Source organism: Paenibacillus oryzisoli, from assembly GCF_001653565.1.
Classification (GTDB): Bacteria; Bacillota; Bacilli; order Paenibacillales; family NBRC-103111; genus Paenibacillus_E; species Paenibacillus_E oryzisoli.
In genome coordinates this window covers 1-14,093 of record NZ_LYPB01000036.1, presented here as the reverse complement: position 1 = coordinate 14,093, position 14,093 = coordinate 1, and the positions used below count along the sequence as shown (strand labels likewise).

10 protein-coding genes and 1 pseudogene are annotated in these 14,093 nt (G+C 48.1%); 5 read left to right on the top strand and 6 right to left on the bottom strand.

Going from position 1 to position 14,093, the window contains the following annotated elements; all coding sequences use genetic code 11:
• Window positions 1–19: 19 nt before the first annotated feature.
• The 3 genes from A8708_RS00995 to A8708_RS00985 all read right to left on the bottom strand — a co-directional run bounded on the left by A8708_RS00995 (window position 20) and on the right by A8708_RS00985 (window position 2,138).
• Complete coding sequence (locus tag A8708_RS00995) at window positions 20–628, bottom strand: alpha/beta hydrolase (RefSeq protein ID WP_068661678.1); 609 nt, start codon at window positions 626–628, stop codon at window positions 20–22.
• Complete coding sequence (locus A8708_RS00990; protein WP_068661677.1) at window positions 625–1,584, bottom strand: ring-cleaving dioxygenase; 960 nt, start codon at window positions 1,582–1,584, stop codon at window positions 625–627. The genes A8708_RS00995 and A8708_RS00990 overlap by 4 nt, the downstream gene beginning before the upstream one ends.
• A gap of 110 nt (window positions 1,585–1,694) precedes the next feature.
• Window positions 1,695–2,138: a MarR family winged helix-turn-helix transcriptional regulator gene (locus A8708_RS00985; protein WP_068661676.1), complete on the bottom strand. Its 444-nt coding sequence runs from the start codon at window positions 2,136–2,138 to the stop codon at window positions 1,695–1,697.
• Window positions 2,139–2,380: 242 nt separating this feature from the next.
• On the opposite strand from A8708_RS00985, the gene A8708_RS00980 reads away from it, so the two are divergent.
• The gene (locus tag A8708_RS00980; RefSeq protein WP_068661675.1) at window positions 2,381–3,574 is read left to right on the top strand and encodes an MFS transporter; all 1,194 of its coding nucleotides are present in this window, start codon (window positions 2,381–2,383) and stop codon (window positions 3,572–3,574) included.
• A gap of 925 nt (window positions 3,575–4,499) precedes the next feature.
• Here the strand turns inward: A8708_RS00980 and A8708_RS00975 are convergent.
• Together A8708_RS00975 and A8708_RS00970 are read right to left on the bottom strand one after the other, a co-directional pair.
• Entirely contained in the window at window positions 4,500–6,218 is a 1,719-nt protein-coding gene (locus tag A8708_RS00975) for an ABC transporter ATP-binding protein (protein ID WP_068661699.1), read from the bottom strand.
• Window positions 6,219–6,311: 93 nt separating this feature from the next.
• Window positions 6,312–8,057 (bottom strand): ABC transporter ATP-binding protein, encoded by a 1,746-nt coding sequence (locus A8708_RS00970; RefSeq protein WP_068661674.1) that lies wholly within the window; start codon window positions 8,055–8,057, stop codon window positions 6,312–6,314.
• Between the two features lie 179 nt (window positions 8,058–8,236).
• Here A8708_RS00970 and A8708_RS00965 point away from each other — a divergent pair, with 179 nt between their 5' ends.
• The 3 genes from A8708_RS00965 to A8708_RS00955 all read left to right on the top strand — a co-directional run bounded on the left by A8708_RS00965 (window position 8,237) and on the right by A8708_RS00955 (window position 11,514).
• The gene (locus tag A8708_RS00965) at window positions 8,237–8,923 is read left to right on the top strand and encodes a hypothetical protein (protein WP_068661673.1); all 687 of its coding nucleotides are present in this window, start codon (window positions 8,237–8,239) and stop codon (window positions 8,921–8,923) included.
• Between the two features lie 155 nt (window positions 8,924–9,078).
• Complete coding sequence (thrC, locus tag A8708_RS00960; RefSeq protein ID WP_068661672.1) at window positions 9,079–10,467, top strand: threonine synthase; 1,389 nt, start codon at window positions 9,079–9,081, stop codon at window positions 10,465–10,467.
• 540 nt (window positions 10,468–11,007) lie between these two features.
• Window positions 11,008–11,514 carry a hypothetical protein gene (locus A8708_RS00955; RefSeq protein ID WP_239696480.1) on the top strand — a complete coding sequence of 169 codons (507 nt, stop codon included), beginning with the start codon at window positions 11,008–11,010 and terminating at the stop codon, window positions 11,512–11,514.
• Between the two features lie 48 nt (window positions 11,515–11,562).
• Here A8708_RS00955 and A8708_RS00950 read toward each other — a convergent pair whose 3' ends face one another.
• Complete coding sequence (locus A8708_RS00950) at window positions 11,563–12,240, bottom strand: stalk domain-containing protein (protein WP_157264495.1); 678 nt, start codon at window positions 12,238–12,240, stop codon at window positions 11,563–11,565.
• A 409-nt stretch (window positions 12,241–12,649) separates the two neighbouring features.
• Between A8708_RS00950 and A8708_RS00945 the strand changes: the two are divergent.
• Window positions 12,650–13,703, top strand: a pseudogene (locus A8708_RS00945) (IS256 family transposase).
• Window positions 13,704–14,093: the final 390 nt, after the last annotated feature.

The following is a 14,093-nucleotide window of genomic DNA, read 5'->3' as shown; positions in this document are numbered from 1 at the left end:
CCTTCCCCCTCTTCTTCTCTTAGAGTGAGATTCCTTGAAGCCACTCTGCTGCGGCAAAAACCTCAGAGCGCGTCAATTGATGGCCTGAATTTTCCCAGTGCACATGAACATCCGATCCAGCAGCGCTCAGCAGGCGTTCTAACTCTTCCGATTCCTCTGGGGAGCAGATCGGGTCGTTCTTGCCAGCCCCGATGAATATAGGGGTGTCTGTGAGATCAGGCAGCTGGATGCCGCGCCGCGGCACCATCGGATGATGCAGAATGGCTGCGCGAAGCGCATTCGGATAGTGGAACAGGAGGCTGCCGGCGATGTTCGCTCCGTTAGAGTAGCCGATCGCAACGACGTTGCTGCGATCGAAGCCATGCTCGATGGCTGCTGCATCGAGGAAATCGTAAACTTCCTTCGTACGGAAGATGAGATCTTCCTCGTCGAAGATACCCTCAGCCAGCCTCCGGAAGAACCGCGGCATGCCGTTCTCTAGGACGTTCCCCCGTACGCTAAGTACGGAGGAGGTTGGTGAAATCGCCTGCGCCAACGGGAGCAGATCTTGCTCGGTCCCGCCCGTTCCGTGAAACAGAACGAGCACGGGTGCAGTCACATCAGATCCTTGCTGAAAGATATGTCTCATTGCTCGTCACCTTCCAATACCCGCACTTCGATTGGCGGCAAATTTTTCACGATTTGATCGCGGCTTGCTTCGTACCATTCTGGCAGCATTAATTTCTCACCAAGCGCCTCTGGTGCTTCATCTCTTGCGAATCCTGGAGGATCCGTAGCAATTTCAAACAGGATGCCGCCTTCTTCACGGAAATAAATCGCGTTGAAATATTGACGATCCACGATTGGTGTAGGGTGGTAACCGTTGCTCGCTACGTGGCTTCTCCATAGCGCATGCTCAGCATCATCTTTTGCCCGCCATGCGATATGGTGGACTGTTCCCGCACCGCCAGCGCCATAATCCATTGGCGTTACATTGATATCGATGATGTTACCCAAGTCGCCGAAAGAAGTGAAGCGTGCATAGGCGCCTTCTTGACCTACTTTTGTCAGACCCATGACATTCACAAGCAGGTCAGAAGTTTTGTCAGGTGCTGTGCTGTAGAGAACAGCCCCGCCAAAGCCTTTGATTGCTTTATCCACCGGCACACCGCCAAACGCCCACTGACTTGGTGTACCCTGCTCGCGCTCCACAATCTCCAGTCGTAGACCGTCTGGATCTTTGAACTGTACATAAGTTTCGCCAAATCGGGAATTTTTCTCATAAGCAACATCGAATTGGGTTAAGCGTGCTTCCCAGAATGATAGGCTGCCTGTTGGCACAGCATACGTTGTGATGCCGACTTGACCACCGCCGACCCGACCTTTGCGAGATCCCGCGTAAGGGAAGAAGGTAATGATCGTGCCTGGGCTGCCTGCTTCATTACCGAAATAGAGATGGTACACTTCTGGTGCATCGAAATTAATTGTTTTTTTGATCAAGCGTAGTCCTAGAATACCTGCATAGAAATCAACAGTTGCCTGTGCATGTTGTACGAAAGCGGTGATATGGTGGATACCTGCGGTTTGTTGTTGTGTTGTTGTCATAATAGCCAACTCCTTCATATTTAAGAATCTTTATTTTAAGATAGTTTGCGTGCGATATTGCTTTTTTAAACACGGAAGTCCTTTCGTTCTGAGCTAATAACCACTCGTTACTACTTGAACCCTTCCTGCGCATACCTGCCAAGCTTCTTCAACAGTTGACTTGCTAACTGCTTCTCTTCCTCTGTTAATCCTGCTACTGCGCTCTCGATCACTTCGGCATGTTTAGGAAAAACATCCTCAATAAATTGTTTCCCTTTTTCCGTAATTTCAGCAAAAATCAATCTGCGATCTTCCGTTGAAGTATTGCGTATAACGAATTCTTTCTTGACTAGCTTATCGACAACATAAGTAATGTTCCCACTACTCATCAATACTTTACTGCCAATTTGTTGAATCGCTTGCGCTCCCTTGTGGTAAAGCAGTTCTAGTACACCAAACTCTGTGCGGTTCAGTCCATGTTTGCGAATATCTCGATCCCCGTGGGCATTCACCCACTCACTTGCTCTAGAAAGGGCAATGTAGAGATCCAAAGAATGATTTTTTGCTTCGCTCATGTCGCTTCACCTCATTTCTTTTGTTTGCTTCGTTTATCTTTATTTAAAGATACTCTATTTAGAGATAAATGTCAACAAGTATTTTCATCAACTCAATCTTATCCTTATATAGCCTAAATCAGTTTGCCCTTGTCAGTCTCCCTATACAAATGGAAAAATAATGAACAGACTGTCACACCTTTTCCGACTCGTATCGTGGTATGATTAAACCTTTAAGATAGAAAGGTGGGTTCTACGCACTAATGAACACTTCACAAGCTTTACAAGGGACAGCCACCTTGAAAGAGCGGTTTCCTATCTCCCTTTTCTCCTTAACGGTCGGCGCTTTCGCCATCGGTATGACTGAGTTCGTTATTATGGGAATTCTGCCCAATGTGGCTGATGACTTGAATGTTAGCATTTCGCAAGCGGGGCAATTGATTACGGGTTATGCACTTGGTGTGGCATTCGGAGCTCCGATTCTCGCTATGTTGACTCATAAGCTCCCGCAGAAGCGCCTTCTACTCATACTAATGCTCATCTTCATCCTAGGAAACGGCTTAGCTGCCCTAGCTCCGTCCTATGGCATCGTACTCGTAGCTAGATTGGTTACGGCTTTGGCTCACGGTACCTTCTTCGGAGTCGGCTCAGTGATCGCGGCGAATCTAGTTCGGCCTGAGAAGAGGGCTAGTGCTATCTCGGTCATGATGGCGGGACTAACCATCGCGAATATCCTTGGCGTACCGCTTGGCACCTACATCGGTCAACATCTCGGCTGGCGGGCATCCTTCGGTTCGGTTGTCATCATGGGGATTATCTCTTTCATTGGTATCCTTATTTTCATTCCAAAAATTACTCAGAAAACCAATAGCAGCCTTGTGCGGCAGGTTCGCGCTCTGTTACAGCCGCAATTATTGCTCGTCTTTCTAATCGGTGCGTTGGGATGCAGCAGCTTGTTCGCAGTGTTCACCTACATCGCACCTATCCTAATCAACATCACAGGGTTCAAAGAGAGCAGTGTAACGTGGATTCTCATCTTGTTCGGCTTTGGTGTCACTTTGGGCAACATTGTTGGTGGCAAAATGGCAGACTGGAAACTCATGCCGTCCTTGATCGGCAACTTCGCAGCGTTAGCGCTTATTCTAGCCGTATTCGCGTACACCGATCAATTCCCGGTTGCTGCGATTATCACCATATTCATATGGGGCATTGCTGCATTCGGGATTTTGCCTGGGCTGCAGATCCGCATCATGAATCTGGCCAAAGACGCACCAGAACTGGCAGCCACCTCAACGCATTCTGCGTTGAATCTCGGTAATGCAGGCGGTGCATTTCTCGGCGGTTGGGCGATTACCCACATCGGTTTATCTTCCTTACCTTGGATCGGTGCTGGATTGACCGCGGCAGGCTTCGTTTTGATGCTGTGGACCTATCTGCGGGACCCTAAATTGAAGTAAATAAAAGTAAAACCAGCAGCAAGCTAGACTTGAATATAAGTCTGTGCTTGCCGCTGGTTTTTTATTGTAACAACTACTGCTGGATATCGTAATTTGGTGGGCTTGAGCCTCTGTTGAGAGTTGCTTGTTTTAAACAAATTTGGTTTAAGGCTGCTTTGCTCAGGTAGCTGTAGAAGCATCTTCGTCTACTATTACTATTATTATTACTATTACTATTCTATTTTTGCTACATCCACCTCTATTTTTATTGTACTCCTACTCATCTTCGTATACTTTTCCCACTAGCATAGGTGTTACTTCTCTTCTTCTACTTCTTCTACTTCTTAGCGCAGCTCCTACTTCTCTTCGTCTACTTCTTCTTCCATCACTCTGCACGCCATCGCCCCATCCTCCAAAACTTCAATACTCACTCCAACTCTCACTCTCATACACCACTAACACATTCCTCTAGCACCCTATCTCTCTCAGTTGTCCCCACACTTACTCCTCTTCCCACATGTTAACTGTAAAAAGTACATCTAATTTCGACATTTCCCTCGCTCTCGATAACTTAACTGTATTTCCTACAGCTAATTTGTCTGTATCTAGCTGTTTAGCTCGAAACCTGCGATTTTAACTGTATATTTTCCAGCTAATCGTCCAATTGGAGCAAAAATCGCGAAAATAGATGGAGGTTTTCCAGTTAATCCAAATGGTTACGAATTGTGGCGTGCGGCCAGCCACACTCCCTTGGAGTAACCCTCTTCTGGCGGGATTGAGGCGATCCTGAGCAGCGTGCAGATGTCACGCGCGAAAAAGAAGCCCTTGGCCGCAGCGCATCCTAACACTAGCGGCCGCTGCGGGGGCCGCGCGCTTCGGCCGCCCCCGCAGCGGCCCGCTTACACACAAAAAGGCGCTTCCTCAGCAACCGAGGAAGCGCCTTTCCTTACCCTACAACTGCAGATGAACCCTTCTGCAGTTGGTACATTTTCGCATAGCGCCCGCCCAGCGCCATGAGTGTCTCGTGATTGCCCCGCTCGGCGATCTCGCCGCGGTGCAGCACAAGAATTTGATCCGCATCGCGGATCGTGGACAACCGATGCGCGATGACGAGTGTCGTCCGCCCTTCGCTCACAACCTTCAGCGCACGCTGGATGAGCCCTTCCGTCTCACTGTCGATGGAGGCTGTCGCCTCATCGAGGATCAGGATCGACGGATCGAACGCCAGCGCACGCGCGAACGAGATCAACTGCCGCTGGCCGGAGGACAGCGTGCTGCCCCGCTCGACGACTTGCTCGTCGTAGCCGTTCGGCAACTGCTCAATGAAGCCAGCAGCGCCAACATCATGTAACGCAGCCTTCACTCTGTCGAGCGAGATGTCCTGGTTGTACAAGCTGACGTTGAACTTGATGTCCCCTGCGAACAGGAACGGATCCTGCAGCACGATCCCCATATGCTTGCGCAGCGCTTGCTTGGACATTCCCTTGATATCCTGGCCATCAATTGTGATCGCGCCTTCAGCAGGCTCGTAGAAGCCGAGGAGCAGGTTCAGAATCGAGCTTTTGCCTGAGCCGGTGTGCCCGACGAGGGCGATCGTTTCCCCTTTTCGCGCCTCAAAGGAGATATCCTTCAAGACGTTCTCCCCTTCCTTATACGCAAAGGTGACATGGTCGAACTTCACGATGCCCTCAGGGCGCTGTACGTGGCCAACCTTCTCTACGTCTTGACCTTCCATGTCAAGAATCGTGAACACCTTTTCCGCCGATACAAAAGCACGCTGTGCATTCGTCAACTGATCGAAAATCCCAATGATCGGCTGAAAAACCCGACCTAAGTAATCAATGAACGCATAGAACACCCCGAACGAAATAGCGGCCTCTAAGGATTTTCCGCCAAAATACCAAATCACCATCGCCGTCACCAAGCTGCCGATCGTCCCAACCACATTCCGTGTGGAAAGACCGTAAATTTGAAATTGCTTCCGTTGGTTCACATAACGATCCATGTTCAATACTTCGAATTCATCCAACGTGACTTTCTCGCGGCGAAAAGCCTGGATAATCGGCATCACAACGATCGATTCATTGATCATCGCGTTCATATCGCTAAGTCTGGCACGCATGATGGTGATGAAGATTTTCGAATATTTGAGATGAACATACATAATCACCACAAAAATCGGCGGCAAAACCAAGCAGAACATGGCTAGATGCCAATCCAGCAGGAAAAGCGCGACATATATCCCGATCAATTGCAGCATGCTGACAACGAACGTGGCCATGAAGCTCATGAACAGATCACGGACAGCTTCCGTATCATTCGCAATACGAGATACGACTTGGCCGATCGGTGTGTTATCGAAATAACGCAGTGAAATACGCTGAATGTGGCCCATTAGGTCCATCCGCATGTTCTTAATGATCTGTAAGGCCGTAGATTGCAGGATATAAGCTTGGGAGTAATTACATAGTCCAGCGGTTACCAAAAGGCCCATATAGAGGCCGAGCAGTTTAAGCACTGGCGCCATTTCATGCACACCGGTTGAGAGATACTTATCAATAATCGTTTTCGTTATATAAGGCCCGCCCAGCTCGGCAGCTACTGAACAGCAAAGAATGAGCAGCGCTCCGAGAATTCTGAACTTGTAGACGAGTGCATAAGACATGAGTCGTCTGGCCGTGGTCGGTTTAGACACAATAAACGTCCTCCTAAAAGTTTTACTTTAGTAAAACTATCTTCGTAAGCATGGGCTAAGTTCTCAATCCTCGAGACTAGCTTCCATCTGTTGACGATCCCACTGTTCACGGTACCAGCCACCGAACTGCATGAGCTCCTCATGGGTGCCCTCTTCAATGACTCTGCCCTCATCAAGAACGAGAATCCAGTTCGCATGGCTCACTGCAGACAGTCGATGCGTGGAAATGAGCGTGGTACGCCCCGCACGTTCCTTGCGGATATGCTGGAGAATGCGACTTTCCGTACGCGCATCTACAGCAGAAAGTGAGTCGTCGAGCAGCAATATCTCCGAATCAATCAATAGCGCACGCGCAATCGCTAGACGTTGCTTCTGTCCGCCGGACAGCATCACACCGTTCTCACCTACAATCGTGGCTAAACCTTCTGGCATTTGGGCAATATCTTGGGTAAAAGAAGCCATCTCCACGGCGTGCGCAATCTCTTCTGGCGAAGCCGTATGTTTACCTAATGCGACATTGTCGCGAATGGATTTGGATAGCAGCAGATGTTCCTGTGGCACGTAAGCGACCCAACGTTTAAGTTGATCGATGGCGATTTGCTCGATGGGTACACCTGAGATATTTAACTTGCCTGGCTCAATCGGATACTGGCGAAGCAGTTGCTTCAGAAGGGTAGACTTCCCGCTCCCCGTCCTGCCTACGATCCCAAGCGTCTGTCCCCGCGTTAGCTCGAAGGAAACATGAACAAGACTTGGATGATTCGCGGTTGGATAGGTGAACGTCAGATCGTTCATCTCGATGCGTTCAGGCACAGCGACATGGACAAGCTTCTCAGCGTCCACAATATCTGCTTGCTGCATCAGCGCCTTATCGAGACGATCTGCCGAGGCGCTGCCGCGTTGCAGAACGTTAATAAACTCACCGAAGGAAATCATAGGCCAGATGAGCATACCTAGGTAAATATTGAATGAAATCAGCTGTCCCAGCGTGATTTCACCTTGGAACATGAGATACGACCCGTATCCGATCCCGATTGAATAACTGAGGCCTACGATCAACGAAGTCAATGGTTGGAACAGAGCATTGAGCATCGATACACGGCGATTTTTGTTCATCACATCCGATGTGACGTCATCGAAGGCTTTCAAATCCTGCGCTTCTTGCACGTAGGAACGAATCACTCGAATGCCGGAGATCGATTCCAGCGCATGATCATTCATCACACCGAAGGAGGCTTGAGCCGCAAGGAAGCGCGTACGCACCTTTTTGCCTAACAAATTAATCATTACAGCTAGGAATGGCAACGGTATTAACGCAGCAAGCATTAACTTGAAGGAGATCAGCGACACCATCGTAATGATGACAACAGATGCCCCGACGATTGTAGAGACGAGCGTCATCACCCCATACCCGGAGGTTTGACCAATGGCTAGGATATCATTCGTCGCCAGCGCCATCAGCTGTCCCGTCGTGTTGCGTTGGAAGAAGGGTGGCGACATTTTGGACAAATGCGTTAATAAGCGTCCTCGAAGCAACTTCTCCACCAAAGCGGAGTTCCCGAATAAGTTCGTGATCCACAAATAGGTCATGACATACAGAAGCAGCGAAAGGCCAATCAGCAAGTAAACCGTATTATGAAGCCCGGAAGCTGTTAAGTTCCCCATACGAATATGGTCAATGATATTCCCAATCATTTTGGGCGGAATCGTTGCTAAGATATTTACACCGATTAAGAGGGAGACTGCGAGCACATAATACTTCCATCTCTCTTTGAAAAACCAACTAAGCTTCATAACAAAAGACAACATTACCACCTCTTTACAATTTCTTGGCACACTCATTGATTCTATAGTTTAAGCGAAGTGAAGTCCACACCCGATCTTTGTTATAAAGAAACTTTCAGGCTCATCTGCAACCTCCTCACAGATACGAACATCATGAGAACAGAATCTTATCATATTCGCATATAGAAAGGAAGAGAACAACGATGAAAATAATGAAAAAAACACTAGCGATCCTCACTCTATCCAGCATGCTGACAATAGGAGCAACTTATGCAGGTACTACAGAAGCAATGGAGCCCGATACAGCCGTAGGAGACTTTAGCAGGAGCGCAATAAAAGAAGCAATTAAGCAAATGCAATCGACCGGTGTCATTACCTCCATTCGCACAACAGGTGATACCGCGCAAATTCACATACAAGGTACAGGAGTAGATGGAATAGTTCTCAATGTTGGCCCCGATACCACCTACCAAATGCTCGACGGCTCGAAGCTGACACGTGCTGACCTTCACGTGGGATTGACGATCACTGCGGAGCATTCCTTAGCGATGACGTTGAGCTTGCCACCACAAACATCTGCTTCCAACATCACGGTCCTTGATACAGCAGCCCATAAGGGTGCTTTAGGTACGTCTGGCGTCATTGAAGCTATACGCGAAGATGGCAGCCTTCTTGTCAAAGGCGAGGGACTTACGGAAGATGCGCCAGATGAGGTTGTTCTTACAATAAATGCTGACACAGCCATCGTAGACGGTAAGGGTATTCCCGTTGTCAAATCCACGCTGGTTAAAGGCGCGAACGTTATCGGATTTTACGGGCCTATGATGACCAAGAGCTTGCCACCAATTAGTAACGCTTGGAAAATCGTTGTAGCTGCTGCAGAAGAGTAAGATTTTGAACATGCCATATGTAAAAATTTCGGGCCGTCCTTGTGGGACAGCCTGTTTTTGTTCGGAAGGAGACGCCACTGTGATGGATGTACACTGTCCAAATGTTCCGTTTTTTGGTACAATAACTGAAAATTCAATCGTATAAGGGGACTCCTATGGAATACATTAGCACTCGCGGCAAAGTAGAACCTATCGGCTTCATCGATGCGATCCTGATGGGATTGGCCAATGATGGCGGCCTACTCGTACCGAAACACCTCCCGCAGCTATCTGCCGACACACTTCAAAGCTGGTCAAAGCTCTCCTATTCAGAGCTCGCTCTGGAGATTTTCTCTCTGTTTGTGAACAACGAAATTCCACGCGATGAGCTGAAGCAACTCGTTGATGAAAGCTATGCAACGTTCCGTGACGAAGCAGTCACGCCTGTTAAGCGCCTAAGCGATGACACGTACGTGCTTGAATTGTTCCACGGACCTACATTTGCATTCAAGGACATTGCGCTGCAATTCCTTGGCAACCTGTATTCCTACGTTTCACGCAAAACCAATTCCATCATTCACATCCTCGGGGCTACTTCCGGTGATACAGGAGCTTCTGCGATTGAAGGTGTCCGGGGTAAAGAGGGCATCCGTATTTGTATCCTGCACCCGCACCAGAAGGTCAGCAAGGTGCAGGAGCTTCAAATGACAACCGTCAATGATGAGAATGTATTGAATCTTTCCGTTGAAGGTACCTTCGATGATTGCCAACGCATTATCAAGGAGCTTTTCGCAGACGTTGAGTTCAAGCACCGCTACCATTTGCGCGCAATTAACTCAATTAACATTGCCCGCATTTTGGCGCAAACGGTGTATTATTTCTACGCTTACTTCCAACTGCCACAAGAGGCGCAGGCTGGCAAGGTGAATTTCAGTGTGCCGACGGGGAATTTTGGCGATATTTTTGCTGGGTACTTGGCTCAGAAAATGGGACTTCCCATCAATAAACTTATTCTTGCTACGAATGAAAACAATATTCTTGAGAAATTCGTACAAGAAGGCGTATATCAACCAGGCGAGTTCCGCGGTACGTATAGCCCGTCCATGGACATTCAAGTGGCGAGCAACTTCGAGCGCTACTTATTCTATTTGTACGGCGAAGACGCTGCGGCTGTTAACGCGATCATGGAGCAGTTCAAGGCCGAAGGCCGCGTCGTCATCCCAGCCGACAAGCTGAAGACTGTACAGGCTGATTTCGCTGCATACGGCGTGAAGAACGACGAGTGTCTCGACACGATCAGCGACTACCACGCGAAATACGAGTACCTGCTTGATCCGCACACGGCGTGCGGTGTTGCAGCTGCTGATAAGCTCGCCGTCTCTGGCGAGGTAACGGTGTCCTTGTCCACGGCGCATCCGGCGAAGTTCGATGAGTCGATCCGCCTGCGCGGAATTGCCCAGACGTATCCGGAGCAAATCCAAGCGCTGTTCGACAAACCACAGTTCCAGAAGGTGGTTGGCGGTTCGAACGACGAGATCAAGGATGAGCTCGTGAAGTTTTTCTAGTAAGGGTATATGGGAGCTTCTGCCCCTTGTATAGAAGCCCCCTCCACGTCGTGGAGGGGGCTTTTTTGGTGGCGGGGATGTGGGAGTGCGTGGATTCTGCTGCTCCAACAATTGCACGACCAGCCTCCCTCCAGCAACTTGAGCAGATTGGTATTGGATCAGCAGGCAATTCTGGCAGTTGCTAACCCCCATTGACCATCTAACCGCCACTCTTAGTAGCAACTTTGTGATCGACCAACAGGATTAACTGGAAAACCTCCATCTATTTTCGCGATTTCCGCTCCCGCTGGACGATTAAATGGAAAACCTCCAGTTAAAATCGCCATTTACGGGCCCTGCACCTAGATACGGTCCAATTAACTACACGAAATACAGTTAAGTTACCGAAAGCGAGGAAAGCGGCGAGTTTAGCTGTACTTTTTCCAGTTAAATCAGTCCTCAGACCGATCTTCGACCTTCCCTATAGTCGGAAGACACTTGTACCCTATCATGGTATTCTTAGAGTAATGAATCCAAACAATAGGAGTGAACAAATTGACTATGAATATGAATCGCAGCGCCTTTCTCGGGCCGATCCTGATTCTGCTAGGTGTTTTTATGTTTCTAAAAGGGGATGTCTCGTTCAGCTCTGGCACTATTTTTCAATATTTCTGGCCGACACTCTTCGTGATTCCCGTCGGGTTGTTTTTCCACTGGTTGTACTTCTTCATCATGCAACGACGCGGCGTAGGCGTGCTAGTTCCAGGCGGTATTCTACTAACGGCAGGTATCGTGTGCCAAATCTCCGCGCTTTTTGATATTTGGCACCTGATGTGGCCGGGTTTCATGCTAGCTGTTGCTGTCGGCCTGTTCGAACTGTATTGGTTCGGCGGTCGCAATAAATTTTTGCTTATTCCGATTAACATCTTAACCGTGATGTCGCTGCTGTTCTTCGCGATCTTCTCCATCAGTTCCATCTTCGGGACGCTCTTCCATAACAATTCCATCATCGCAATCGGACTGATCGTCGTTGGCGGCCTTATGATGATCGTACGCAGCCGCAACTAATCACAATAACAAAGCCGTCCGCAGGTCACTGCAAGGACGGCTTTGGTGTCACTGGGGCTTATATTTGCCAATCGAGACGCTGTCGCGCTCATGGATACTCAGAATATGTGAAAGCGATAGCTTTCCTCCCTCTTTCGTTAACAAGCCAAACCTAGCATCTAGCCCCGACCATCCTTCTAATCGATCATTCATATACTTCCCAGCTACATAAGTTTGGGCAAGCTCTTTATTCGACCAGAACTCGACTTGCTCCTTAGCCAAGGGTAAGTCCCCTATTTGATCTGCTAGCAGTAAGAGAAACAGTTTCTGATAATCCGTATTTTCCGGTACATCCACATAGCCGTCTGCAAACACGACCATCGTATCTGAACGAGCTCCGAGGTTCTTTCCGATAATTTCAATCTTTAAACTGTATCTACCTTGAAGCAGCAAGGATACATAATTGGCGTAGGAGCTTTGGTTCTCATCGAACGTCATGGTATCTTCCGCGCGATGTATTTCAACCGTGTTCCTTGATTCATTCCAAGACACCTTGGCACCAAGCGCCTCCGCGATCGCCCGAGTCGAGGTTAACGTAGTCCCATCACGGCTTATTTCTACTTGGGTGTCGAGCACTTTGCCATTCACCTTCACTTGCCTGCCTATCTGAATGGTATCCGATGCGAAGACAGCCGTCGCAGTGAATAACGCCATACAACAGGTTAAAGCCAGCAGCCATTTGTTCAAATTCACCACTCCCTTCTAATCACTTTCAAGAAGTTATACAGAGCAGGATGAGATTACGGATCATATGTATATTCATTGTATGCCGAGATTGTCCACCTCAGCATCGGTTCCGGTTTATTTAGCCGGATGTAAGAAAAAAAGCACCTCCGTCATCCCATGGAAGCGCTCGTCCCTCCTTGCTGCTGAACCCTTTTCGTTCCGGCTGGGAGTTATTAAGGATTAACTGTATTTTCTACAGTTATTGCCGAGCAGAACTAGCCTTTGGAGGAGTTTAGATGGATTTTCTACATCTAATTTCGCCTAAACTGTCTCATTTGGATGAAGTGTACCATTATTTGGAGTATAGGCGAACGACAAAAAAGTAGGGTATTCTCGGGATTACCACACCACCAAGAAGGAGCCCTACTCAATGACTACTATACCCCAAACTACTTTAAACGATCTACTAGAAAATCTTGTGAAAACAATGATCCAGGAAAAGCTTGAACTGATCATGAAAGAAGAAATGAACCAGTTTCTTCAAGTGGAACAACCTGAAATTCGTAATAGCCGCAATGGTTATTACGAGCGCACGCTCGATACACGGTATGGGAAAATTGATGATTTGAAGGTTCCAAGAGACCGCAAAGGGGACTTCCAAACTCAGCTCTTTGAGCCGTATCAGCGGCGCGATGGGTGGCTCGAAGAGGCCGTCATCCATATGTATAAAGGCGGTATGAGCACGCGTGATGTGGCTCGCTTTATCGAGGGTATGTTTGGCACGCAGTACTCGCCGACTACGATTAGTAACATCACGAGCACCGTACTCGAAGACGTAAAACGTTGGCAAGAACGCCCTCTAGAGAGTGTTGGGAGACCTCAAACGACGCGGGGTAACAGAAGTGCTCTTAGGTGTATTTGACGGGCTGAACGGCCTTGAAGATGCCTTTAAAAAAGCCTACCCAAAGGCCGATGTGCAGCACTGCGTTGTTCACAAGGTTCGTAATACGTTTCCAAAGATTCGAGTAAAAGACAAGATGGAATTTCTAAATGATTTAAAAACAATTTACAATGCTCCGGATGAGGAAATTGCTAGGGCATGTTTTGATACGGTGAAAGCGAAATGGGGGAAGCAGTATCCCAAAGAGATGGAGTCATGGGAGACCAATCTGCCTACGTTGCTGACGTTTTACAAATATCCTGCCATGATAAAGAAGGCCATCTACACATCCAATCCGATCGAGCGCACCAACAAAGAATTTAGAAAAAGGTTACGTCCTATGAACAGTTTAACCAATATTGAAGCTGCTGAAAAAATTATCTATTTGGATACAGTAGCTCACAATGAAAGATGGGGTAACCGAGTCATTCAAGGGTTTAATGACCCTAAAACAAGAGAAGCTTTAGCGTTGCTCTTTGAAACCAGGTATCCATCTTTACCAAATCTAGCTGAGAATGAAGCGCCTGAGCACGTCTCAGAATAATGGGAATTAAATACAAAAATTTCAGGGGGATCCCCCTGAATCCATTAAACTAAAAAACCAATTCATCGTCCCGATGAATAAACCCTACAAGACCTTTACACAAACTTCTTGACGCTACCCTCATTTGACGAAATTGGTCGAAAATAGCGGGAGAAAATCCAGTTATTTCGTGAAATGGCGTAATTTCGCTTGAATTAGCTACAGAAAATCCAGTTATTTGCGTTTGCGTGGCCAGAGTGCCCTGTACTAGCGGGGATGCTTGTTCCTGCCTCAGAACAGTGCCTCACGCAATATTTCATACGTGAACGCTCTAGAGTAAAGGGCTGAAATATTTCAGCCCCTCCTCATCAAACCGTACGTGAGGTTTTCCCTCATACGGCTTTCCGATGT